Annotated in this window: 25 protein-coding genes; 14 read left to right on the forward strand and 11 right to left on the reverse strand. The window is 61.2% G+C overall.

What is annotated here, in order from left to right; translation table 11 throughout:
- The first annotated feature begins 164 nt into the window (after positions 1–164).
- The 3 genes from J5M57_RS29065 to J5M57_RS06455 all read left to right on the forward strand — a co-directional run bounded on the left by J5M57_RS29065 (position 165) and on the right by J5M57_RS06455 (position 1,853).
- Positions 165–296, forward strand: a complete 132-nt coding sequence (locus tag J5M57_RS29065) for a hypothetical protein (protein WP_257737112.1) — start codon at positions 165–167, stop codon at positions 294–296.
- A 71-nt stretch (positions 297–367) separates the two neighbouring features.
- Positions 368–550 (forward strand): hypothetical protein, encoded by a 183-nt coding sequence (locus J5M57_RS06450; protein WP_003222790.1) that lies wholly within the window; start codon positions 368–370, stop codon positions 548–550.
- Between the two features lie 115 nt (positions 551–665).
- The gene (locus J5M57_RS06455; RefSeq protein ID WP_207848306.1) at positions 666–1,853 is read left to right on the forward strand and encodes an MFS transporter; all 1,188 of its coding nucleotides are present in this window, start codon (positions 666–668) and stop codon (positions 1,851–1,853) included.
- Here the strand turns inward: J5M57_RS06455 and arfB are convergent.
- Entirely contained in the window at positions 1,850–2,263 is a 414-nt protein-coding gene (gene arfB / locus J5M57_RS06460; RefSeq protein ID WP_207848231.1) for an alternative ribosome rescue aminoacyl-tRNA hydrolase ArfB, read from the reverse strand. The genes J5M57_RS06455 and arfB overlap by 4 nt on opposite strands.
- A 225-nt stretch (positions 2,264–2,488) precedes the next feature.
- Entirely contained in the window at positions 2,489–3,907 is a 1,419-nt protein-coding gene (locus J5M57_RS06465; protein ID WP_064586539.1) for an amino acid permease, read from the reverse strand.
- 893 nt (positions 3,908–4,800) lie between these two features.
- Between J5M57_RS06465 and J5M57_RS06470 the strand changes: the two genes are divergently transcribed.
- Both J5M57_RS06470 and J5M57_RS06475 read left to right on the forward strand, forming a co-directional pair.
- A complete protein-coding gene (locus J5M57_RS06470; protein ID WP_003222780.1) occupies positions 4,801–4,938 on the forward strand; it encodes a hypothetical protein in 138 nt (45 codons plus the stop codon).
- Between the two features lie 71 nt (positions 4,939–5,009).
- Positions 5,010–5,975 (forward strand): leucyl aminopeptidase, encoded by a 966-nt coding sequence (locus tag J5M57_RS06475; RefSeq protein ID WP_083366628.1) that lies wholly within the window; start codon positions 5,010–5,012, stop codon positions 5,973–5,975.
- Between the two features lie 209 nt (positions 5,976–6,184).
- On the opposite strand, the gene rluB is transcribed toward J5M57_RS06475, so the two are convergent.
- From rluB to J5M57_RS06505, 6 genes are all read right to left on the reverse strand, one after another.
- On the reverse strand, positions 6,185–7,405 hold the full coding sequence (gene rluB, locus J5M57_RS06480; protein ID WP_169840996.1) for a 23S rRNA pseudouridine(2605) synthase RluB: 1,221 nt from the start codon (positions 7,403–7,405) through the stop codon (positions 6,185–6,187).
- A gap of 142 nt (positions 7,406–7,547) precedes the next feature.
- The gene (locus tag J5M57_RS06485; RefSeq protein WP_003222773.1) at positions 7,548–7,739 is read right to left on the reverse strand and encodes a DUF1289 domain-containing protein; all 192 of its coding nucleotides are present in this window, start codon (positions 7,737–7,739) and stop codon (positions 7,548–7,550) included.
- A gap of 357 nt (positions 7,740–8,096) precedes the next feature.
- Positions 8,097–9,077 carry an SMC-Scp complex subunit ScpB gene (gene scpB, locus J5M57_RS06490; protein ID WP_207848232.1) on the reverse strand — a complete coding sequence of 327 codons (981 nt, stop codon included), beginning with the start codon at positions 9,075–9,077 and terminating at the stop codon, positions 8,097–8,099.
- A gap of 11 nt (positions 9,078–9,088) precedes the next feature.
- Complete coding sequence (locus J5M57_RS06495) at positions 9,089–9,787, reverse strand: ScpA family protein (RefSeq protein ID WP_169841264.1); 699 nt, start codon at positions 9,785–9,787, stop codon at positions 9,089–9,091.
- A gap of 123 nt (positions 9,788–9,910) precedes the next feature.
- Positions 9,911–10,540, reverse strand: coding sequence for an L-threonylcarbamoyladenylate synthase (locus J5M57_RS06500; protein ID WP_207848233.1), 630 nt, complete (start codon positions 10,538–10,540; stop codon positions 9,911–9,913).
- A 13-nt stretch (positions 10,541–10,553) separates the two neighbouring features.
- A complete protein-coding gene (locus J5M57_RS06505; RefSeq protein ID WP_169840998.1) occupies positions 10,554–11,417 on the reverse strand; it encodes a PHP domain-containing protein in 864 nt (287 codons plus the stop codon).
- 87 nt (positions 11,418–11,504) lie between these two features.
- Here J5M57_RS06505 and J5M57_RS06510 point away from each other — a divergent pair, with 87 nt between their 5' ends.
- From J5M57_RS06510 to J5M57_RS06535, 6 genes are all read left to right on the forward strand, one after another.
- Positions 11,505–12,101, forward strand: a complete 597-nt coding sequence (locus J5M57_RS06510) for a septation protein A (protein WP_064586533.1) — start codon at positions 11,505–11,507, stop codon at positions 12,099–12,101.
- A 1-nt stretch (position 12,102) separates the two neighbouring features.
- Positions 12,103–12,402: a YciI family protein gene (locus J5M57_RS06515; protein WP_096512859.1), complete on the forward strand. Its 300-nt coding sequence runs from the start codon at positions 12,103–12,105 to the stop codon at positions 12,400–12,402.
- Between the two features lie 269 nt (positions 12,403–12,671).
- Entirely contained in the window at positions 12,672–13,082 is a 411-nt protein-coding gene (locus tag J5M57_RS06520; protein ID WP_207848234.1) for a translation initiation factor 2, read from the forward strand.
- 7 nt (positions 13,083–13,089) lie between these two features.
- On the forward strand, positions 13,090–13,767 hold the full coding sequence (locus J5M57_RS06525) for a response regulator transcription factor (protein ID WP_064586531.1): 678 nt from the start codon (positions 13,090–13,092) through the stop codon (positions 13,765–13,767).
- A 241-nt stretch (positions 13,768–14,008) separates the two neighbouring features.
- Positions 14,009–14,458, forward strand: coding sequence for an LTXXQ domain protein (locus tag J5M57_RS06530; protein WP_047600020.1), 450 nt, complete (start codon positions 14,009–14,011; stop codon positions 14,456–14,458).
- A 174-nt stretch (positions 14,459–14,632) separates the two neighbouring features.
- On the forward strand, positions 14,633–15,973 hold the full coding sequence (locus J5M57_RS06535; protein WP_083366630.1) for a HAMP domain-containing sensor histidine kinase: 1,341 nt from the start codon (positions 14,633–14,635) through the stop codon (positions 15,971–15,973).
- A gap of 110 nt (positions 15,974–16,083) precedes the next feature.
- Here J5M57_RS06535 and J5M57_RS06540 read toward each other — a convergent pair whose 3' ends face one another.
- Positions 16,084–16,650: a nitroreductase family protein gene (locus J5M57_RS06540; protein ID WP_207848235.1), complete on the reverse strand. Its 567-nt coding sequence runs from the start codon at positions 16,648–16,650 to the stop codon at positions 16,084–16,086.
- A gap of 122 nt (positions 16,651–16,772) precedes the next feature.
- On the opposite strand from J5M57_RS06540, the gene J5M57_RS06545 reads away from it, so the two are divergent.
- Positions 16,773–18,227, forward strand: a complete 1,455-nt coding sequence (locus tag J5M57_RS06545) for a TrkH family potassium uptake protein (RefSeq protein ID WP_064586528.1) — start codon at positions 16,773–16,775, stop codon at positions 18,225–18,227.
- On the opposite strand, the gene J5M57_RS06550 is transcribed toward J5M57_RS06545, so the two are convergent.
- Positions 18,184–19,239 (reverse strand): AraC family transcriptional regulator, encoded by a 1,056-nt coding sequence (locus J5M57_RS06550; RefSeq protein ID WP_198402858.1) that lies wholly within the window; start codon positions 19,237–19,239, stop codon positions 18,184–18,186. The genes J5M57_RS06545 and J5M57_RS06550 overlap by 44 nt on opposite strands.
- A gap of 164 nt (positions 19,240–19,403) precedes the next feature.
- Here J5M57_RS06550 and J5M57_RS06555 point away from each other — a divergent pair, with 164 nt between their 5' ends.
- Both J5M57_RS06555 and J5M57_RS06560 read left to right on the forward strand, forming a co-directional pair.
- Positions 19,404–19,715, forward strand: coding sequence for a DUF962 domain-containing protein (locus J5M57_RS06555; RefSeq protein WP_064586526.1), 312 nt, complete (start codon positions 19,404–19,406; stop codon positions 19,713–19,715).
- A gap of 26 nt (positions 19,716–19,741) precedes the next feature.
- The gene (locus tag J5M57_RS06560; RefSeq protein ID WP_083366633.1) at positions 19,742–20,332 is read left to right on the forward strand and encodes an HD domain-containing protein; all 591 of its coding nucleotides are present in this window, start codon (positions 19,742–19,744) and stop codon (positions 20,330–20,332) included.
- Positions 20,333–20,442: 110 nt separating this feature from the next.
- Here the strand turns inward: J5M57_RS06560 and J5M57_RS06565 are convergent, their stop codons facing one another.
- The gene (locus J5M57_RS06565; protein ID WP_064586524.1) at positions 20,443–21,258 is read right to left on the reverse strand and encodes a UDP-2,3-diacylglucosamine diphosphatase; all 816 of its coding nucleotides are present in this window, start codon (positions 21,256–21,258) and stop codon (positions 20,443–20,445) included.
- Positions 21,259–21,283 lie beyond the last annotated feature (25 nt).

The following is a 21,283-nucleotide window of genomic DNA, read 5'->3' on the forward strand; positions in this document are numbered from 1 at the left end:
TTGCGCTGACCTTAGGTTTGATCGTCTGGACCTCCCCTGCGGCCATCTGTCGCATTAATTTGAATTAAAAGTCTGATTGTCATTTTTCCTGCTGTATCCTGCGCAGGCTTTCAAGAAGCGCGGATCTACCAGATCTATCAACAGACTTAGCGAGGAGCGCAACCATGCACGAGATTCCTAATCTCCCCTTCCCAAGCCTGCACGTACCTGAGCAGACGACCACGCAACAAGCCGGTGCGGGGCAGCCCGAGCCGAAAGAAGCCGTTGAGAGCCGCCAGGCCGACAGCGAAGAGTAAAACCCCGCCGTACAGACCGTGTGGAAAGCGCTAAGATGCGCTTTCCACACTGCCTGAAACCCGAGCCCGCCATGACCGACGAATTCTCTGAAAGCCAAGCCGCCGTCCTGATCGGTGCCACCGAGAAAATGATCGAGATCTGGAACCGCCTCTCCCCGGAAAAACAGGCCGCCCTGCTCGCCCGTTTCGGCAGCGAAGAAAACGCCCTCGCCGCCCTCGTCACCACGCAACTGGTCGCCCCGGCCAAACCCTGATTCCACCACCCGGCAAATAGTTTTACTTTTCCCCGCCCCTGACGCATTCGCGCCGGTATCATAAGCAGCCTATCTAATCCTGCTTTGCCGTGGATCGTGTCCCATGTCGCCCTCTATGTCACAACCCCAGCGTCCCCTGGCGGTCACGCTGCAAGTCGTTTCCATCGTCCTCTTCACCTTCATCGGCTACCTGAACATCGGCATCCCGCTCGCGGTGCTGCCGGGCTATGTCCACAGTGACCTGGGCTTCGGCGCGGTGATCGCCGGGCTGGTGATCAGCGTGCAATACCTCGCCACCCTGCTCAGCCGCCCGTACGCCGGCAAGATCATCGACAATCAGGGCAGCAAACGCGCGGTGATGATCGGTCTGGCCGGTTGTGGCTTGAGCGGTGTGTTCATGCTGATTTCGGCCTGGACTCCGAATCTGCCGATGCTCAGCCTGATCAGCCTGTTGATCGGCCGTCTGGTGCTGGGCAGCGCGGAAAGCCTGGTGGGCTCCGGCTCGATCGGCTGGGGCATCGGCCGGGTCGGTGCGGCGAACACCGCCAAAGTGATCTCCTGGAACGGCATCGCCAGTTACGGTGCGCTGGCGGTTGGCGCGCCGTTCGGGGTGTGGCTGGTCGGCCAGTTGGGGCTGTGGAGCATGGGCGTCAGCATCATCCTGCTGGCGGCCTTGGGGCTGTTATTGGCGTGGCCGAAGACCGCCGCACCGATTGTCGCCGGCGAACGCCTGCCGTTCATGCATGTGCTCGGCAAGGTCTTTCCGCACGGTTGCGGTCTGGCGCTGGGCTCGATCGGTTTCGGTACCATCGCCACCTTCATCACCCTGTATTACGCCACCCGGCATTGGGACAACGCCGTGCTGTGCCTGAGCCTGTTCGGCGCCAGCTTCATCGGTGCTCGATTGTTGTTCGGCAACCTGATCAACCGCCTCGGCGGCTTCCGCGTGGCGATTGCCTGCCTGTCGGTGGAAACCCTCGGCCTGCTGCTGTTGTGGCTGGCGCCGGACGCACATTGGGCGCTGGCCGGTGCGGCGTTGAGTGGCTTTGGCTTCTCGCTGGTGTTCCCGGCGCTGGGCGTGGAAGCGGTGAACCTGGTGCCGGCCTCCAGCCGGGGTGCAGCGGTCGGCGCGTATTCGTTGTTCATCGACTTGTCGCTGGGGATCACCGGGCCATTGGCCGGGGCGATTGCCGCCGGCTTCGGTTTTGCCTCGATCTTCCTGTTCGCCGCCCTCGCCTCGCTCAGCGGACTGGCGCTGAGCGTGTACCTGTACAAGCACACGGCGAAGTACCGCGAAGACTAGAAATCCACCTTGCCGCGGCCGGCCTTGATGCTGCCGCGCTTGGTTTTCGATTCAAGCCGGCGCTTCTTCGAGCCGAGGGTCGGCTTGGTCGGGCGGCGTTTCTTTTCAACCTTGATGGCGCTGAGGATCAGCTCGACCAGACGCTCCAGCGCATCGGCGCGATTGGCTTCTTGCGTGCGGTATTGCTGGGCCTTGAGGATCAACACGCCATCGCTGGTGATGCGGCTGTCACGCAGCGCCAGCAGCCGCTCCTTGTAGAACTCGGGCAAGGACGAGGCCGGAATGTCGAAGCGCAGGTGCACGGCGCTGGAGACCTTGTTGACGTTCTGCCCCCCGGCGCCTTGCGCACGGATAGCCGTCAGTTCGATCTCGGCATCCGGCAGATGCACGTTGTTGGAAATCACCAGCATGGAAAAGCGTCCGTATTCAGAGGGCACAGGATACCGCGAAACTGCCTGAGCCTCCCGAAGAACCCCCTCTAGGAGTGAGCCTGCTCGCGATAGCGGAGTGTCAGTCGACGAATATTTACCTGACTACCGCTATCGCGAGCAGGCTCACTCCTACAAGGGAATGGATGAACCCCAGAAACGACAAACCCGGCACATTGGCCGGGTTTGTCGTTTTTGCGTCAGCGCTTACTTCGAAGCACTCGCTGCGTGCAGCGCCTGCTGCGCCCCGCGCTTGTTCTTGATCACGTAGCAGACCCACATGAACACGACCCACACCGGAATCGCGTACACCGAGATCTGGATGCCCGGAATCAGCAGCATCACGCCAAGGATGAACGCGACGAACGCCAGGCAGACGTAGTTGCCGTACGGGTACCACAGCGCCTTGAACAGTGGCGTCTGCCCGGTCTTGTTCATGTGCTGGCGGAACTTGAAGTGCGAGAAGCTGATCATTGCCCAGTTGATCACCAGCGTTGCCACTACCAGCGACATCAACAGTTCCAGCGCTTGCTGCGGGATCAGGTAGTTAAGCAACACCGCCACCAGCGTGACCGCCGCCGACGCCAGGATCGAACGCACCGGCACGCCGCGCTTGTCGATCTTCGCCAAACCTTTCGGTGCATCGCCCTGCTCGGCCATGCCCAGCAGCATGCGGCTGTTGCAGTAGGTGCCGCTGTTGTACACCGACAGCGCCGCGGTCAACACCACGAAGTTGAGGATGTGCGCGGCAGTGTTGCTGCCGAGCATCGAGAACACCTGCACGAACGGGCTGCCGCTGTACGAATCGCCGGACGCATTGAGGGTGGCGAGCAGGCTGTCCCATGGGGTCAGCGACAGCAGGATCACCAGCGCGCCGATGTAGAAAATCAGGATCCGGTAGATCACCTGGTTGATCGCTTTCGGGATCACGGTCTTTGGCTTGTCGGCTTCGGCTGCGGTGAAACCGAGCATTTCCAGACCGCCGAAGGAGAACATGATGATCGCCATCGCCATCACCAGACCGCTGACGCCGTTGGGGAAGAATCCACCGTGGGACCACAGGTTGCTGACCGAGGCCTGCGGGCCGCCATGGCCGCTGACCAGCAAGTAGCTGCCCAGCGCGATCATGCCGACGATCGCCACGACCTTGATGATCGCGAACCAGAATTCGGCTTCACCGAAGACTTTGACGTTGGCCAGGTTGATAGCGTTGATCAGCACGAAGAAGGCGGCGGCGGTGACCCAGGTCGGGATGTCCGGCGCCCAGTAGTGGATGTACTTGCCGACCGCCGTCAGCTCCGACATGCCCACCAGAATGTACAGAATCCAGCAGTTCCAGCCCGACAGGAAACCGGCGAAGCCGCCCCAGTACTTGTGCGCGAAATGGCTGAAGGAACCGGCCACCGGCTCTTCGACGATCATCTCGCCGAGCTGGCGCATGATCATGAAGGCGATGAAGCCGCAGATGGCGTAGCCGAGGATCATCGACGGGCCGGCGGATTTCAGGACCCCGGCCGAACCCAGGAACAATCCGGTACCGATCGCGCCACCGAGGGCGATCAGTTGAATGTGGCGATTTTTCAGGCCGCGTTTCAGCTCGCCTGATTGCGAGTTTTGTCCACTCATGAAAAAGGTCTCACGCAAGGTTTGATGATGTTCAGTAGACGTTGCTGCAAGGTTGCGATTTCAGGCAGCCCCGATCAAACCCCAGCGCAGGCACCAGGAGTTCAGCTTAATTACAACGGTCATGCGTCACCTGTTTGTTTTTATCTGTGACGAAATCGAACCCGACACGCTTGTGGCGCGGCGGAGTGAACAAGGCGGATGGCCTTGAGGTTTGCGCGATTACGCAGAGGGTCACAGTTAAAACGCGGCGCATTGTACACCGCTAACCCCCTGCTGCCAGACCCCGCTGGATCAGCGTGGCGCTTGCCGGGATTGCGTGGGTCCGCCTCGAGATGTTCGGGCGGCTGCAAAAATTGAGTCAGGCCTTTGCAGGCCATCGACGGGGACGAGCGAAAAACCGTCCCACGGAGAGAAGTGAAGATCGATCACGGCGTTCATTGCGCCTCCTTCTTGTTATGCACCTGCACGGCAGGCATGAGGCGCATCTCACCCTGCAAACGGTGCTGAAACAAGCGCGCCAGAGCCTTGCGTGATGCCTTTGCGGCCTGGCTTCGGCAGGTTTTCCTTACAGCGTCGGCAAGGAGGTAAATCCACTGGGCTTTACCGGGCTTTTCGTAAACTTTTCTTTACGATGCGTAACGCAGATTTTCCATTTCGGAAATTTCTGTAAGACGTCTGCAAATTGACGGTAGCAAGCTAGCTAATGAAATTGGCCGCTTAGTTTTTTGTTTTCAAATGAGAAAATCGGCGTTTAAAAACAGAATAAAAAGTTTATTTAAATTTTAAATAAATAATTTTTTGCATTACAAAACACCGTGAACTAGGTTCTTCACGTCTTGCCGGCCACCTCGACCGGCCAGTCAAAACCGTGAAAGTCATCTAGGAGATCGACCATGCAAGCACTGGAAAAAGACTTGGATACCGAACTGCAACTGGACGAATGGTTTGAAGCACCGACCCATGAGGCCGCCGTGGAAATGATGCAAGCCGACGCGGTCGTTCCGTTCGGCACGGCGATGTGGCCACTGTAAGACATCCCCAGGCAGGCGCGAACCGGCCGGTCGTGCCTGCCGCTTTCTTCACGGTCAGTCAGGGAGGACACATGGATAAGCCCCGCGCGATCTCGCATTTCCTTTACTACCTCGAACATCACCCTGCCCTTGCCGGCCTTGAGTCCGCCAGGGTATTGCTCGGCCACACCGCCGATTACGAAGCCCTGACCGGCGCCATCGCCGAACAAGCCGGCGATCATCCGCGCTTCAGCTTCAGCGCCCGACGCCTGGACCTGGAAAGCACCGCAGCGCTGACCACGGCGATTGCCGACAGCGATCTGTACATTTTCTTCTACGACTCTTCCACCCTGCCCAACCCGCGCCCCGACGGCCCGGAATTTGTCCGTGCGCTACAAGGCGTGATGGCGGAAAACTGGAAGAAGTCGCTGCTGTTCAAAGATTACGGCGACTACTTCTACGACACCTTCAGCGTCACCCCGCAGCGTATCGCCGGGCTCAACAGCCACTTGATCCAGCGCATGTCCCAGGCGACGACGCTGAGTTTCAAGGACGAACACGGTTCCTGGTTCGAAACGCCGCTGAGCAGCATCAAGAAGTGGACCGACATCAACGGCGTCGGCAACTTCGACCTGGCCCCCGGCGAAATCGCCACCCACAGCGAAGCCATCAACGGCCATGTGAAATTCAAGGGCACCTTCCTCAGCACCATCCCCTTTGCGCGCAAGTACGGCGTGCTCGAATCGCCGCTGGAACTGTGGATCGAGAACTCGACCATCAGCCGCATCGCCACCGACGTGCCGGGGCTGGAGCATGATTTCAACAAGTACCTGGATGCCAACCCGTCGAACCGGCGCATCGAAGAACTGGGCATTGGCACCAACGAAGGGGTGAAGGATCTGTATGCGCGCAATGCCGGCTTCGAAGAACGGCACTGTGGTCTGCACCTGGGCCTCGGCGGTGGGGCCAAGGGCAGTCATCACCTGGACCTGATTTTTTCGGGCGGGGTGTTGGCGCTGGACGACAAGCCGGTGTTTGATGGGCGCTTTGTGTTCTAAATTGAAGTATTTGGGTTGAGGCCACCGACGTCATCGCGAGCAGGCTCACTCCTACAGGGGAACGCATTTCAACTTGTAGGAGTGAGCCTGCTCGCGATAGCGATCTCTCAGGCAACACAGCTCTTCGCCAGACGAAAAAAAACGCCAACCCTGCGGTTGGCGTTTTTTTGCTTTAGCTTGAAGCTTGCCGCTCAAAGCTTACAGCTGCTTCACTCAGGCTTCTTGCGACCGAAACCCGGACGCTGACCGGAACCGGCCGGCGCGCCACGGCGCTTGCCCGATGGCTTGTCACCGTCGACCAGTTTGATCCCCGGACGTTTCGGCGCCGGTTTGGCCGGACGCTTGTTGGTGGTGTCCGCAGGACGATCCGCCACTGGCGTACCGCGACCAGCAGGTGCACCACGTTCGCCACGCTCGGTGCGACCGTTAGCCGGACGCGGTGCGCGCTCGCCGTCACGGGCAACAGGCTTGCGAGCCGGACGCTCGCCTTCGATCTGCGGCTCGCGGCCTGGACGTGGGCCGGTCGGCGCGCCAGCGGCTGGACGCAGCGTGCGCACGCGCTCGGTCTTGGCCATCGGCCGCGACGATTTACGCTGCATACGCTCCAGCTTGTCCTTGCTCTTGGCATTCAGTTGCGGCATCGCCACCGGCGTCAGGCCGACTTCGGCGCTCAACACGTCGACTTCGTACTGACTCATTTCGCGCCAGCGGCCCATCGGCAGGTCGGAGTTGAGGAACACCGGACCGAAACGCACGCGCTTCAGACGGCTGACCACCAGACCCTGAGATTCCCAGAGGCGACGTACCTCACGGTTACGGCCTTCCATCACCACGCAGTGGTACCAGTGGTTGAAGCCTTCGCCGCCCGGTGCCTGCTGAATGTCGGTGAAACGCGCAGGGCCGTCTTCCAGCACCACGCCCGCCTTCAGGCGCTCGATCATTTCGTCGTCGACTTCACCGCGTACGCGCACGGCGTATTCACGGTCCATCTCGTAGGACGGGTGCATCAGGCGGTTGGCCAGTTCACCGTCGGTGGTGAACATCAGCAGACCGGTGGTGTTGATGTCGAGACGACCGATGTTGATCCAGCGACCTTCTTTCGGACGCGGCAGCTTGTCGAACACGGTCGGACGGCCTTCCGGGTCGTCACGGGTGCAGATCTCGCCATCGGGTTTGTTGTACATGATCACGCGGCGGACCGATTCGGCAGCCTCTTCGCGCTTGATCACCTTGCCATCGATGGTGATGGCGTCGTGCATGTCGACGCGCAGGCCGAGGGTGGCGTCTTTGCCATTGACCTTGATCCGGCCCTGGCTTATCCAGGCTTCGACGTCACGGCGCGAGCCGACGCCGATACGGGCGAGGACTTTCTGCAGCTTTTCGCCTGCTGGGCCGATTTCCTGGTCGTCTTTCTGATTGATGTCACTCATCTGGGCACCTCCCGGTGTGGTCTGTTCAGGCGGCGCCTGAAGCATTGAAATCTGGTTTTCGGGCGAAGGGATCGCCGAAGGGTCGCGAATCATACGCGGATGTGCGCCGTCGCGCATCAGAGACTAGCTGATCGACGGACAGTTATTTCTTTTTCCGCCGACCGGCACCACCGAGTTTGATCAGGCGCAGCGCGGCTTCCGCCAGCACCGTGCGCTTGTCGTCCTTGTCGAGTTTCTTCCAGGCGCGGATCTCGCGCTTGCTGCGGCCACAGCCGAGGCAGATGTCGTCGGTAAATTTGCAGAGGCTGATGCAGGGGTCTTTTGTCGAACTCATCAGCATCTCCTGGCTGAACGTAGATCCAAATGTGGGAGCGAGCCTGCTCGCGAAAGGGATCTTTCAGACGAAATCATCGTTGTCTGACACACCGAAACCCGTGGCGAGGGAGCTTGTCGGATCGCCGCACCGTCCCGCTGTGTCGCGAGGCGGCCCCAAAAGAGGGACTGCTACGCAGCCCAGCGGGAGCAAGCTCCCTCGCCACAGTCACAGTGTCGGGCTTAAGTGAACAGCATTACTTGTAGGAGTGAGCCTGCTCGCGATAGCGGTGTGTCAGTCGACATCTTATTGACAGATACACCGCTATCGCGAGCAGGCTCACTCCTACAGTGGGATAGCGGTGCTTCCAAGATCGGCTCAGTCTTCGAATTCGCGGCGTTCGGCCTCGATCGCTTCAGCCAGCGCGCGGGCTTCGGCTTCTTCTTCGCTCAGCTCGGGTTCTGGCGCCGGTTGCTCGAGAGCGGCGACGGCGGCCAACAGCTTTTCACGGGCTTCGGCAACACCAAGAATGTCCTCTTCCGGTTCGGCTTCGGGCTCGGCCTCAAGTTCAACTTCAATCACCGGTTCGGCGGTCTCAACGATCTCGGCTTCAGGCTCAGTCGTCGACGCTTCGCCATCAGCGGCATCCCGCAACAAATCATCGAAGTCGGTCTTGATCCCCTCCTCCATGCTGTCCAGCTCCAGCAGCAAGCTGTGGAAACTGGTTTCTTCCTTCGGCTCTTCCGGTTCGGCACTGGCGTCGGCCAGTTCTTGCAGGCCGGCGGGCACTGGCGCGTCGTCGAAATCGAGCACCGGCTCGGTTTCCATTTCGCGCAGTTCGGCCAGCGGCGGCAGGTCTTCGAGGTTCTTCAGGTTGAAGTGATCGAGAAACGCCTTGGTAGTGGCGAACATCGCCGGTTTGCCCGGCACATCGCGGTAACCGACGATGCGAATCCACTCGCGCTCGATCAGCGTCTTGACGATGTTGGTGTTGACCGCCACGCCCCGCACGTCTTCGATCTCGCCCCGGGTGATCGGCTGGCGGTAGGCGATCAGCGCCATGGTTTCCAGCAGCGCACGGGAATAGCGTTGCGGGCGTTCTTCCCACAAACGTCCGACCCACGGCGAAAACTGCTCGCGGATCTGCAAGCGATAGCCGGAGGCGACTTCCTTGAGTTCGAACGCGCGGCCCTCGCAGGACTTGGCCAGCAGGCTCAGGGCTTTCTTGAAGACTGGCGGTTCGGGCCGTTCGCCCTCTTCGAACAGTTCGTAGAGGCGTTCAAGCGATTGCGGCTTTCCCGAGGCCAACAGAAAGGCTTCAAGCAGGGGCGCCAGCTCGCGGGGTTCAGTCAGGTTCATGTTTCGACTCGTTATTCGGCTCGGGCTCGCACGTGGATCGCGGCGAACGGCTCATTCTGCACCAGCTCGACCAAGGATTCCTTGACCAGTTCAAGGATCGCCATAAAGGTCACCACCACGCCGAGGCGGCCTTCCTCGGCAGTGAACAGCTCGACGAACGGCACAAAGCCGCCGCCCTTGAGCCGTTCCAGCACATCGCTCATGCGCTCGCGGGTCGACAGCGCCTCGCGGCTGACCTGATGGCTCTCGAACATGTCGCCACGGCGCAGCACCTCGGCCATGGACATCAAAATCTCTTCCAGCGCGACATCCGGCAGCAGCTTGCGTGCACGGGCCTCCGGGGCGTCAAGCTTGGGCACCACCACGTCACGGCCAACCCGGCTCAGGCCGTCGATGCCCTCGGCAGCGGCCTTGAAGCGCTCGTATTCCTGCAAGCGGCGGATCAGTTCGGCGCGCGGGTCGTCCTCTTCCTCCTCGACCGTCTCGGCTCGAGGCAGAAGCATGCGCGACTTGATCTCGGCGAGCATCGCGGCCATCACCAGGTACTCGGCGGCCAGTTCCAGGCGCACCGACTGCATCAACTCGACATAGCCCATGTACTGGCGGGTGATTTCCGCCACGGGGATGTCGAGGATGTTGATGTTCTGTTTACGGATCAGGTACAGCAGCAGGTCGAGCGGGCCTTCAAAGGCTTCGAGAAAGACTTCCAGCGCATCCGGCGGGATGTACAGGTCCAGCGGCATTTCCGTGACCGCCTGGCCATAGACCATGGCAAACGGCAGTTCCTGCTGGGCGCCGGCCTGGGGATCGACAACGGTTTCCACTGCGGACATTCAGGCCTCGACCATGAACGGCGCGGGGTCGCCGCAACCGACGCGGATCACTTCCGGGTCGTCGCCGGTCAGGTCGATCACGGTAGACGCCTTGATCCCGCCGAAACCGCCGTCGATGATCAGATCCACCTGATGTTCAAGCAATTGACGCATTTCGTACGGATCGCTCAGCGGGTCTTCGTCGCCGGGCATGATCAGGGTCACGCTCATCAGCGGCTCGCCGAGTTCGGCCAGCAAGGCCAGGGCAATCGGATGGCTCGGCACCCGCAGGCCGATGGTGCGCTTCTTCGAATGCAGCAGCAGGCGCGGCACTTCGCGGGTGGCGTTGAGAATAAAGGTGTAAGGCCCCGGCAGATGGGCCTTGAGAATGCGGAAGGTGCCGGTGTCGATCTTGGCGTAGTTGCCCAGTTGCGACAGGTCGCTGCAGATCAGCGCAAAGTTGTGCTTCTCGTCGAGCTGACGCAGGCGTCGCACGCGCTCAATCGCGGTCTTGTCACCGATCTGGCAACCAATCGCGTACGAAGAGTCCGTGGGATAAATCACCACCCCGCCCTTGCGGATGATCTCGACCGCCTGTTTGATCAGGCGCGCTTGCGGGTTTTCCGGATGAATCTGGAAAAATTGACTCACATTCTCTACCTGTTCAGACGGCGGCAATAACTGTGTCATGTTTGAACCGACACCACAGGGGTGGAAGGTCCTCGGGAACCGGCCGGTACTGGCCAATCTCGGACCAGCCTCCAGGGCCATGGAAATCACTGCCGGCGCTGACCAGCAGACCGAACTCACGGGCAAGGATTGCCAGGCTGCCCACCTGTTCTGCGGGCTGAAAGCCATTGACCACTTCAATCGCATGCCCGCCCGCTTGAATATAGTCGGCAATCAGCTTTCGGCGCTTGCTGCGGGTGAAATCGTAGTGCCATGGATGCGCCAGGCTGACCCAGGCACCGGCGGCGCGCAGGGTCTCGACGGTTTCTTCCAGGGTCGGCCAGTGCTGCTTGACGTCACCCAGCTTGCCGGCGCCGAGCCATTTGCGGAATGCTTCGGCGCGATCCTTTACAAAACCTTCACGCACCATCCAGTCAGCGAAATGCGGACGGGCCGGGGCGTTGCCGCTGTCGCCCAGCTCCTGCTGGATCTGCCGGGCGCCGTCGAGGGCACCAGGCATGCCCTTGAGGGCGAGCTTGCGGCTTATTTCTTCGGACCGCAGCCAGCGGCCATCGTGCAATCTGGCGATGGCTTCGACCAAAGGCGCCGCGTTAACGTCGAAACCGTAGCCCAGCACGTGAATGGTCGCGCCGCCCCAGGTGCAGGACAGTTCAACGCCATTGACCAGTTGCATGCCCAATTCGTTGGCGGCGCTGCGTGCTTCGGCGAGGCCTTCGAGGGTGTCATGGTCGGTCAACGCCAGGACTTGCACGCCGTTCTCGAACGCACGCGCAACCAGAACCGCAGGCGCCAGGGCGCCATCGGAGGCCGTGCTGTGGCAGTGCAAATCAACATTCACGGGGAGTTGTAACCTCAAATCAGCTGGCGCTATCGCGCGCCCATATGTTTGTTATTATGCCGCCACATCCAGCTTCTGGCTCTCACTGTGAAACAATTCATCGATTTCATCCCGCTTCTGCTGTTTTTCATCGTTTACAAACTTGATCCGCGGGTCGTCGACCTGGCCGGCCACGAGGTCACCGTAGGCGGTATCTACAGCGCCACCGCGATGCTGATCATCAGCTCCCTGGTGGTCTACGGCGCGTTGTTCATCAAACAGCGCAAGCTGGAAAAGAGCCAATGGCTGACCCTGATCGCCTGCCTGGTATTCGGCAGCCTGACCCTCGCGTTCCACAGCGAGACATTCCTGAAATGGAAAGCCCCGGTGGTCAACTGGCTGTTCGCCCTGGCCTTCATCGGCAGCCACTTCATCGGTGACCGCCTGCTGATCAAACGCATCATGGGCCACGCGCTGACCCTGCCGGATCCGGTGTGGACCCGCCTGAACATCGCCTGGATCGTCTTCTTCCTGTTCTGCGGAGCCGCCAACCTGTTCGTGGCGTTCACCTTCCAGAGCATCTGGGTCGACTTCAAGGTATTCGGCAGCCTGGGCATGACCGTGCTGTTCCTGGTCGGCCAGGGCATCTACCTGTCCCGTCACCTGCACGACGCCGATACCACAACACCAAAAACCGAGGACTGACATGCTCTACGCAATCATTGCCACCGACGTTGCCAACTCGCTCGAAGCCCGCCTCGCCGCGCGCCCGGCCCACCTCGAACGCCTGCAAGTGCTCAAGGGCGAAGGCCGCATCGTGCTGGCCGGTCCGCACCCGGCGGTCGACAGCAATGATCCTGGCGCTGCGGGTTTCACCGGCAGCCTGATCGTCGCCGAATTCGACTCGCTGAGCGCTGCGCAAGCATGGGCCGATGCTGATCCGTACATCGCCGCCGGTGTCTACGCCAACGTGGTCGTCAAGCCGTTCAAGCAAGTCCTGCCTTAAAAGAGGCAACCCTGTGGCGAGGGAGCTTGCTCCCGCTGGACTGCGAAGCAGTCCCATTGCCTATGAGCTGGACCGGGGGGGCGCTTCGCGCCTCAGCGGGACCAAGCTCCCTCGCCACAATGACTCCCTGAGCTCAATTTTTTCAGCTCACCACTCTCGACATTGCCTCTGGCACTGAACCTTCCTGATTCTCACCGCTCTCAATCGCTCATTATTCTCGTTTGCCTGCCGACAACCTGCCCAATATCCATTTGCTAGCAGGAATCGCAATGCGCAAAGGTCCGTTGTGTCTGATGTGGGTCACGTTGTTGATCATGACGCCCGCCCATGGTGAGGAAACCACCGAAAGCGGCAGTTCCACGCCATTGTCGTTAAGTGCCGGCAGCCAGATTACCGAGTTGCAGCAGCGCCTCAAGGCCAGCGAGCAGCAGCGGGAAGAACTGAACAAACAACTGCAAAATGCCGACAACACCCGCGAAAGCGCCCAGCTCGCCCGGTTGCGCCAGGAGAACCAACGCCTGAAGCTGCAACTCAAGGAAGCCCAGGCCAGCCCGTTGCCGCGGCTGTTGACCGAACAGCAGCAATGGTTCGTCACGGGCGCCGGGGTAGCGCTATTGGCGCTGCTGTGCGGTATCTTTGCCAGTGGAGCAAGCCGAAAACGTCGGCAATGGCTAAATTGAGTGAGTCATGAGCGAGCTGTTACTGATTGATGATGACCAGGAGTTGTGCGAACTCCTGAGTAGCTGGCTGAGCCAGGAAGGCTTCCAGGTGCGCGCCTGCCACGATGGTCAGAGTGCACGCAAAGCCCTGGCCGAATCGGCTCCGGCGGCGGTGGTCCTGGACGTGATGCTGCCCGACGGCAGCGGTCTGGAGCTGCTCAAGCAATTGCGCAACGATCACGCCGATCTGCCGGTGCTGATGCTTTCGGCCCGGGGCGAACCGCTGGACCGCATTCTTGGTCTGGAGCTGGGGGCTGACGATTACCTGGCCAAGCCCTGCGATCCGCGTGAGCTCACCGCCCGCCTGCGCGCCGTGCTGCGTCGCAGTCACCCGGCTGCGGTGTCGACCCAGCTCGAGCTGGGCGACCTGAGTTTCAGCCCGATGCGCGGCGTGGTCAGCATCGACGAGAAAGAACTGACCCTCACCGTGTCCGAAAGCCGTTTGCTCGAAGCCCTGCTCAAGCAGCCCGGCGAGCCGCTGGACAAACAGGAACTGGCGCAACTGGCCCTCGGCCGCAAGCTGACCCTGTACGACCGCAGCCTCGACATGCACGTCAGCAACCTGCGCAAGAAGATCGGCCCGCACCCCGACGGCCGCCCGCGCATCGTCGCCCTGCGCAGCCGTGGTTACTACTACAGCCTGTAAATACCCATCTGTGGCGAGGGAGCTTGCTCCCGCCGGGTTGCGAAGCGACCCCGTCTTTATAGAAAAAGCCGAGGACTGCTGCGCAGTCCAGCGGGAGCAAGCTCCCTCGCCACAGAGGTTTGTAAGGCTGGAGACAAAGCGTCTTTACCCAAGCTTTACGCAGCGCTGACCGCCGCTGACCTTGATCTCCGTAATCTGTACTCATCCGGAACGTACCGGGAACGAGACAAGGAGATACACCATGCGCAAGACTCTTATCGCTCTGATGTTCGCTGCCGCTCTGCCAACCGTCGCCATGGCCATGCCACAAGATGGCGGCCCGATGGGTGGTCCGCTCGACGGCCCACGCCACGGCGGTCAGATGCACGGCGAGCACGGCAAAGGCCCGTACAGCCAACTCGACCTGTCCCGCGAACAGCGCGATCAGATCCGCAAGATCATGGGCGAGCAGATGCACGAGCGTCGTCAGGTGGTCGAGAAGTACCTGGAAAAACTCTCGCCGGCTGACCAGAAAGCCATGAAGGACGAGATGGCGGCCAACCACAAGAAAGCCGAAGCCGATGTACGCAACCTGCTGAAACCGGATCAACAGAAGAAATTCGACGAGATCCAGAAGAAACAGGCTGAACGCCGCGCCGAATGGGCCGAGTTCAAAGCGTGGAAGGCGCAACAGCCGCAAAAAGCGCAATAATGTGTTAACCACAGGCCCGACGGCTGACACCGTCGGGCCTGTTTTCACCGATCCACATGTAGGAGTGAGCCTGCTCGCGATAGCGTTGTGTCAGTCAGCAGTTTTTTGTCTGACCCACCGCTATCGCGAGCAGGCTCACTCCTACAGGGTTATGCATTGTTCTGAGGACTTTCTGTGCGTTCATTGTTCTGGCGTATTCTCGCGAGCTTCTGGCTGGCCATCGCTCTGGTGGCCGGGCTGTCCATTCTGCTTGGGCACATGCTCAATCAGGACGCGTGGATCCTCAGCCGTCATCCGGGCCTCAACACCCTGGCCGCCGAGTGGACGCAAACCTACGAAGCCCAGGGCGAAGACGCCGCGCAGGACATCCTCGAACAGCGCAAACGCCAATATCACATCGACGTTCAGGTGCTGAACGAAAGCGGCGACCCGGTGGTGCGCGGCACCTTCCCGCGCCGCGCCGCCGCGTTCGAAGCCCGGCAGAACAACGACGACCGACGCCTGCCATGGCGCCGTCTGACCGACGAGTTCACCAGCGAAAAAACCGGCGACACCTACCTGTTCATCTTCCGCATCCCACACCCGGAACTCGACGCCTGGCACCGCGAAAGCCTGCTGTGGCCGCTGAGTGCGCTGGGCATCGCGCTGGTGGTGCTGACCCTGTTCAGCTTGCTGGTGACCTTCTCCATCACCCGCCCGCTCAGCCGTTTGCGCGGCGCGGTGCATGATCTGGGGCAAACCACCTACCAGCAGAATAGCCTGGCGAAACTGGCCAACCGCCGCGACGAATTCGGCGTGCTCGCGACTGACTTCAACCGCATGGGCGCACGCCTGCAAAGCCTGATCGGCAGCCAGCGCCAGTTGCTGCGCGATGTCTCCCACGAACTGCGCTCACCGTTGGCGCGGTTGCGCATCGCCTTGGCACTGGCGGAACGGGCCAACCCGGAAGAACGGGAAAAACTCTGGCCACGCCTGACCCGAGAATGCGATCGCCTCGAAGCGTTGATCAGCGAAATTCTGGTGCTGGCGCGGGTCGATGCCGACAACGCCAGTGCTGAAGCGGTGGACTTGAACGCGTTGCTGGCGACGTTGCACAAAGATGCGCAGCTCGGCTCGCCGGAACAGACCGTGCGCCTGAACGCCGAGCCTCACCTGAACCTGACCGGCTGGCCGACCATGATCGAGCGCGCCGTCGATAACCTGCTGCGCAACGCCCAGCGCTTCAACCCCGAGGGCCAGGCGATCGAGATGCAGGCCTTGCGTCAGGGCGAACGGATTGTGGTCAGCGTGCGCGACCACGGGCCGGGGGTGCAGGCCGAGCATCTGAGCCAGCTGGGCGAGCCGTTCTACCGGGCGCCGGGGCAGACGGCGGCGGGACATGGTCTGGGATTGGCGATTGCCAAGCGCGCAGCGGAACGGCATGGCGGCAGTTTGACGCTGGCCAATCATCCGCAGGGTGGGTTTATTGCCAGTCTGGAATTGCCGTTGGTGCCGGGCGCGGTGGTCCAGCCCTGAGCAAAACTGTAGGAGTGAGCCTGCTCGCGATAGCAGTGGATCAGACAACAATTTATTGACTGATGCACCGCTATCGCGAGCAGGCTCACTCCTGCATTTGATCGGTGGTGTCAGGCCTTGCCCGGCCAGGCGCTGACGAATTCGGCCAGATCAACCTTCTCGGCCACACGCGGTTCTTTCTGCGGCGTACCCAGGTACAGGAACGCGATCACCTCTTCGCCTTCCGCCAGGCCCAACCCTTGGGCTACATGCTTCGAATACGCCAGATCACCGGTGCGCCACACCGCACCAATCCCTTGGGCGTAAGCCGCCAGCAAAATCCCGTGGGCCGCACAACCCGCCGCCAGCAATTGCTCGGCCTTCGGGTATTTGACGTGGTCCTGCAATTTTGCGATCACCACAACCACCAGCGGTGCCCGCAGCGGGCCGTTGCGCGCCTTGTCGATCATCGCTTCGGTGACTTCGCCGTCCTGCATCTGCGCCGCTTCAGCCAGCAACTCGCCCATTTGCTCGCGTGCCGCGCCTTCGACGGTCAGGAAACGATACGGCTGCAGGTGGCCGTGATCCGGTGCACGCAGGGCGGCGCCGAACAGGGCTTCGCGCTGCTGCGCGGTGGGGGCCGGTTCGACCAGTCGTGGAACGGAAACACGGTTGAGCAACGCGTCGAGAGCCTGCATCGGCCACCTCCTGAGAAAAATGTGCAGCTATTCTAGCTGCATCTGCCAACGGGATGCCGGTTTACATGCCCTGCCCCACGGGTAGAATGACGCCCTTTCCCACTTCAGCCCGAGCGGACTTCATGGCGTTGCCGACCTTACGGATCATTGGTTTCATCATCGGCATCTTCCTGATCACCCTGGCCGTCGCCATGGTCGTGCCCATGGCCACCCTGGTGATTTTCGAGCGCACCAGCGACCTGCCATCGTTCATCTGGGCGAGCATGATCACCTTCGTCGCCGGCCTCGCGCTGGTGATTCCCGGGCGCCCCGAACACATCCACCTGCGCCCGCGCGACATGTACCTGCTGACCGTCAGCAGCTGGCTGGTGGTGTGCATTTTCGCCGCGCTGCCGTTCTTGCTGACCCAGCACATCAGCTACACCGACTCATTCTTCGAAAGCATGTCCGGCATCACCGCCACCGGCTCGACCGTGCTCAGCGGGCTGGACACCATGTCACCAGGGATCCTGATGTGGCGCTCGCTGTTGCACTGGCTCGGCGGCATCGGCTTCATCGGCATGGCGGTGGCGATTCTGCCGCTGCTGCGCATCGGTGGCATGCGCCTGTTCCAGACCGAATCGTCGGACCGCTCGGAAAAGGTCATGCCCCGCTCGCACATGGTGGCGCGGCTGATCGTGGCGGCCTACGTCGGCATCACCATCCTCGGCAGCCTGGCATTCTGGTGGGCCGGGATGAGCCCGTTCGATGCGATTAACCACGCGATGTCGGCCATTTCCACCGGCGGTTTCTCCACCTCCGACCAGTCGCTGGCGAAGTGGACGCAGCCGGCGGTGCACTGGGTCGCGGTGGTGGTGATGATTCTCGGCAGCCTGCCGTTCACCCTGTATGTGGCGACCATGCGCGGCAACCGTCGTGCATTGATCAAGGACCAGCAGGTGCAGGGCCTGATCGGCATGTTGCTGGTGACCTGGCTGGTGCTCGGCACCTGGTACTGGTGGACCACCAAGCTGCATTGGCTGGAAGCGCTGCGGCACGTGGCGCTGAACGTGACCTCGGTGGTCACCACCACCGGTTTTGCCCTCGGCGACTACAGCCTGTGGGGCAACTTCTCGCTGATGCTGTTTTTCTATCTGGGCTTCGTCGGCGGCTGCTCCGGTTCAACGGCGGGCGGGATCAAGATCTTCCGTTTTCAGGTCGCCTACATCCTGCTCAAGGCCAACCTCAACCAGCTGATTCACCCGCGCGCGGTGATCAAGCAGAAGTACAACGGTCACCGCCTCGACGAAGAGATCGTGCGCTCGATTCTGACCTTCTCGTTCTTCTTCGCCATCACCATCTGCGTGATCGCCCTGCTGCTGTCGCTGCTCGGCGTCGACTGGATGACCGCACTGACCGGCGCCGCCAGTACCGTGTCCGGCGTCGGCCCGGGCCTGGGCGAGACCATCGGCCCGGCGGGCAATTTCGCCACCTTGCCGGACGCGGCCAAGTGGATCCTGTCGTTCGGCATGCTGCTCGGCCGACTGGAGATCATTACGGTGTTTGTGCTGTGTATTCCGGCCTTTTGGCGTCACTGATCGGCGCCTGCAGCAGCCGCGCCCGGTAATCGCCGGGCGTGGTGTCGAACCAGCGGCGGAACGCGCGGAAGAAGTTGCTCGGATCGGCAAACCCCAGCAAGTAAGCAATTTCCAGCAAGGTCATGCTCGGCTGGGCCAGATACTGTTCGGCCAGTTCGCGGCGGGTGTCGTCGAGCAACTGCTGAAAACTCGTGCCCTCCTCCTGCAACCGCCGTTGCAGGGTGCGCTGCGACAGGTGCAGGGTCTGCGCCACCGTATCGCGCTTGGGTTCGCCCTGAGGCAGCAAACGGCAAAGCACCTGGCGCGCCTTGTGGGTCACGCGGCTTTCGGAAAAGCGCGCCAGATACTCCCCGGCAAACCGGTCATGCAACAGCGCCATGGCTTCGTTGGCGGTCGGCAGCGGTGCTTCCATGTCGGCCCGTTCGAAGATCAACGCATCGTACGGCGCGTTGAACATCAGCGGTGCATGAAAAGCTTGTCTGTAGGGTTGCAGGTCATCGGGCTCGTCACCCTGAAACAACACTTTGACCGGGTGCAGCGTGCGCCCGGTCAGCCAGCCGCACAGGCCCAGTGCGCAGGCCAGCGAGGCTTCGGCGCTCTGGCGGGTCGGTGGCAGGTGATCGCCATGCACCGTCAGGATCAGCGCATAGCCTTCTTCGAGCAGGCGAAAACTCAGGTCGGCGCTTTCGGCGATGATCCGCTGATAACGCACCAGCCGTTGAAAACCTTCGGCCAAGGTGTTGCTCGACATCAGGGCGTAGCCGGCGACATGAAACGAGGCCGGGCGCACCACCTTGCCCATGTTCAGGCCGATCGCCGGGTTGCCGGACAGCTCGACCGCCCGTTGCCACAGGCGGGTCATGGAATCTTGCGGGAAACGCGCATCCGGATCATCCAGGGCGGCGTAATCGAGCCCCAGTTGCTTGAACAGTACCCGGCAATCCAGGCCGTCCATCTCCAATGCTTTGACAATCCCCATCGCCCAGCTTGCAGAAGTCGTTCGTTCGCTCATGGCGTTATTCTTTTACATGATGGGTCGCATGCCACGACCCGATTTGCGAAGGATACTAAAGTGGCGCCCATTGTCACTGGCTGATGCCACTGTTCACTCTAGACTCAAATAAGCTACCCGCCGAACAACTTGCCGTCAGAACAATAACCACAGAGATCGCAGTCGTGGAAAACATCAAACAATTCAACACGTTTGCCGAGTTCTATCCGTACTACCTCAGCGAACACAGCAACAGTACCTGCCGCCGGTTGCATTTCGTCGGCACCACGCTGGTGATTTTCATTCTGGCCATGACCATCGCCAAAGGCGCCTGGCTGCTGTTGCTCGCGTTGCCGCTGGCCGGTTACAGCTTTGCCTGGGTCGGGCACTTCTTCTTTGAAAAGAACCGCCCGGCGACCTTCCAGCACCCGCTGTACAGCCTGCTCGGCGACTTCGTCATGTACCGCGACATGATCCTCGGCCGCGTGGCGTTCTGAACCCCGATCCACCAGGAGGCTTGCCGATGAACGCCAACGCGCGCTTCACCCACATGCAGGACGGCACCCAGGAAGACTGGGCGATCATCGCCGCGGATTTCAGTGCCTACGCCCGGCAACTGCCGTCGCGAATCGTCGCGCACCTGAAGTTGTTGGAGGGCGATTTCGGCGGTTTCCCGGTGGATCGCCTGACCCATTCGCTGCAAACCGCGACCCGCGCCTATCGCGACGGCCGCGACGAGGAATACGTGGTGTGTGCGCTGCTGCATGACATCGGCGACACCCTGGGCTCCTACAACCACCCGGACATCGCGGCGGCGATTCTCAAGCCGTTCGTCAGCGCCGAGAACCTGTGGATGGTCGAAAAGCACGGCATCTTCCAAGGCTACTACTTCTTCCATCACCTGGGCATGGACCGGCACCTGCGCGAGCAATTCGCCGCGCACCCGCAGTATCAGGCGACGGCGGAGTTCTGTGCCAAATACGATGCGGCGGCGTTTGATCCGGCGTATGAAACCCTGCCGCTGAGCTTTTTCGAGCCGATGATGGAGCGGCTGTTTGCCCAGCCGAAGCACTCGATCTATAAGGCGGCGATGGACGAACACAGCCCGGTGTAAGGCGAACCGCTACGCGGTTCATCGCGAGCAGGCTCACTCCTACAGTTGATCGCATTCCAACTGTAGGAGTGAGCCTGCTCGCGATGAGGCCCTCCCTGACAACCGAAGACTCAGGCGATTTCAGCGACGTTGGCCGCCTTGAGCTGCGCCTCCCGCGCCTGTGCATCCGCCAGTCGATACAGCTCGATCGTGCCGTCCCAGTGCTCGATCAACGCCGTGCATGACTCCACCCAGTCGCCGCAATTGAGGTAGTCCACCTCGCCGACCTTGCGGATTTCGGCATGGTGAATGTGCCCGCAGACCACGCCGTGCAATTCGCGTTTGACGCATTCATGGGCGATGGCTTCTTCGAAGTCGCTGATGAAACTCACCGCCGTCTTCACCTTGTGTTTCAGGTACGCCGACAACGACCAGTAGCCGTAGCCATAGCGGGCACGCCAGTGGTTGAGCCAACGATTGAGGGTCAACGTGAATTCGTAGGCCGAGTCGCCGAGGAAGGCCAGCCAGCGGTGATAGCGCGTGATCACATCGAACTGATCGCCGTGAATCACCAGCAGGTGCCGGCCATCCGCGGTGACGTGTACCGCCTCGTCGACCAACTGGATATTGCCGAGGATCAGCTTCGAATAACGGCGCAGAAACTCGTCGTGGTTGCCGGTGACGTAGATCACTTCGGTGCCGCGCTTGCTCATGGTCAGCAGGCGGCGGATCACGTTGGTGTGCGCCTGCGGCCAGTACATGCCACCGCGCAGCTTCCAGCCGTCGATGATGTCACCCACCAGGTAGATCTTGTCGGCGTGGTAGCCCTTGAGAAATTGCGACAAGTGCTCGGCCTGGCAATCGCGCGTGCCCAGGTGCACGTCGGAAATCCACAGGGTACGCACCCGTTGTTTACGGCTGGGTCTGGCGAGCTCGGCGCTGGTCATGGGCAACCCTCTGCGATGTTTTCGC

It is taken from the genome of Pseudomonas sp. 86_A (assembly GCF_017491705.1).
Classification (GTDB): Bacteria; Pseudomonadota; Gammaproteobacteria; order Pseudomonadales; family Pseudomonadaceae; genus Aquipseudomonas; species Aquipseudomonas koreensis.

Excerpts from the sequence above, each read along its gene's own strand:
- J5M57_RS29065 (WP_257737112.1), top strand. The coding sequence starts at position 165 with ATGCACGAGATTCCTAATCTCCCCTTCCCAAGCCTGCACGTACCTGAG.
- J5M57_RS06450 (WP_003222790.1), top strand. The coding sequence starts at position 368 with ATGACCGACGAATTCTCTGAAAGCCAAGCCGCCGTCCTGATCGGTGCC.
- J5M57_RS06455 (WP_207848306.1), top strand. The coding sequence starts at position 666 with ATGTCACAACCCCAGCGTCCCCTGGCGGTCACGCTGCAAGTCGTTTCC.
- arfB (WP_207848231.1), bottom strand. The coding sequence starts at position 2,263 with ATGCTGGTGATTTCCAACAACGTGCATCTGCCGGATGCCGAGATCGAA.
- J5M57_RS06465 (WP_064586539.1), bottom strand. The coding sequence starts at position 3,907 with ATGAGTGGACAAAACTCGCAATCAGGCGAGCTGAAACGCGGCCTGAAA.
- J5M57_RS06470 (WP_003222780.1), top strand. The coding sequence starts at position 4,801 with ATGCAAGCACTGGAAAAAGACTTGGATACCGAACTGCAACTGGACGAA.
- J5M57_RS06475 (WP_083366628.1), top strand. The coding sequence starts at position 5,010 with ATGGATAAGCCCCGCGCGATCTCGCATTTCCTTTACTACCTCGAACAT.
- rluB (WP_169840996.1), bottom strand. The coding sequence starts at position 7,405 with ATGAGTGACATCAATCAGAAAGACGACCAGGAAATCGGCCCAGCAGGC.
- J5M57_RS06485 (WP_003222773.1), bottom strand. The coding sequence starts at position 7,739 with ATGAGTTCGACAAAAGACCCCTGCATCAGCCTCTGCAAATTTACCGAC.
- scpB (WP_207848232.1), bottom strand. The coding sequence starts at position 9,077 with ATGAACCTGACTGAACCCCGCGAGCTGGCGCCCCTGCTTGAAGCCTTT.
- J5M57_RS06515 (WP_096512859.1), top strand. The coding sequence starts at position 12,103 with ATGCTCTACGCAATCATTGCCACCGACGTTGCCAACTCGCTCGAAGCC.
- J5M57_RS06520 (WP_207848234.1), top strand. The coding sequence starts at position 12,672 with ATGCGCAAAGGTCCGTTGTGTCTGATGTGGGTCACGTTGTTGATCATG.
- J5M57_RS06525 (WP_064586531.1), top strand. The coding sequence starts at position 13,090 with ATGAGCGAGCTGTTACTGATTGATGATGACCAGGAGTTGTGCGAACTC.
- J5M57_RS06530 (WP_047600020.1), top strand. The coding sequence starts at position 14,009 with ATGCGCAAGACTCTTATCGCTCTGATGTTCGCTGCCGCTCTGCCAACC.
- J5M57_RS06540 (WP_207848235.1), bottom strand. The coding sequence starts at position 16,650 with ATGCAGGCTCTCGACGCGTTGCTCAACCGTGTTTCCGTTCCACGACTG.
- J5M57_RS06545 (WP_064586528.1), top strand. The coding sequence starts at position 16,773 with ATGGCGTTGCCGACCTTACGGATCATTGGTTTCATCATCGGCATCTTC.
- J5M57_RS06550 (WP_198402858.1), bottom strand. The coding sequence starts at position 19,239 with ATGAGCGAACGAACGACTTCTGCAAGCTGGGCGATGGGGATTGTCAAA.
- J5M57_RS06560 (WP_083366633.1), top strand. The coding sequence starts at position 19,742 with ATGAACGCCAACGCGCGCTTCACCCACATGCAGGACGGCACCCAGGAA.
- J5M57_RS06565 (WP_064586524.1), bottom strand. The coding sequence starts at position 21,258 with ATGACCAGCGCCGAGCTCGCCAGACCCAGCCGTAAACAACGGGTGCGT.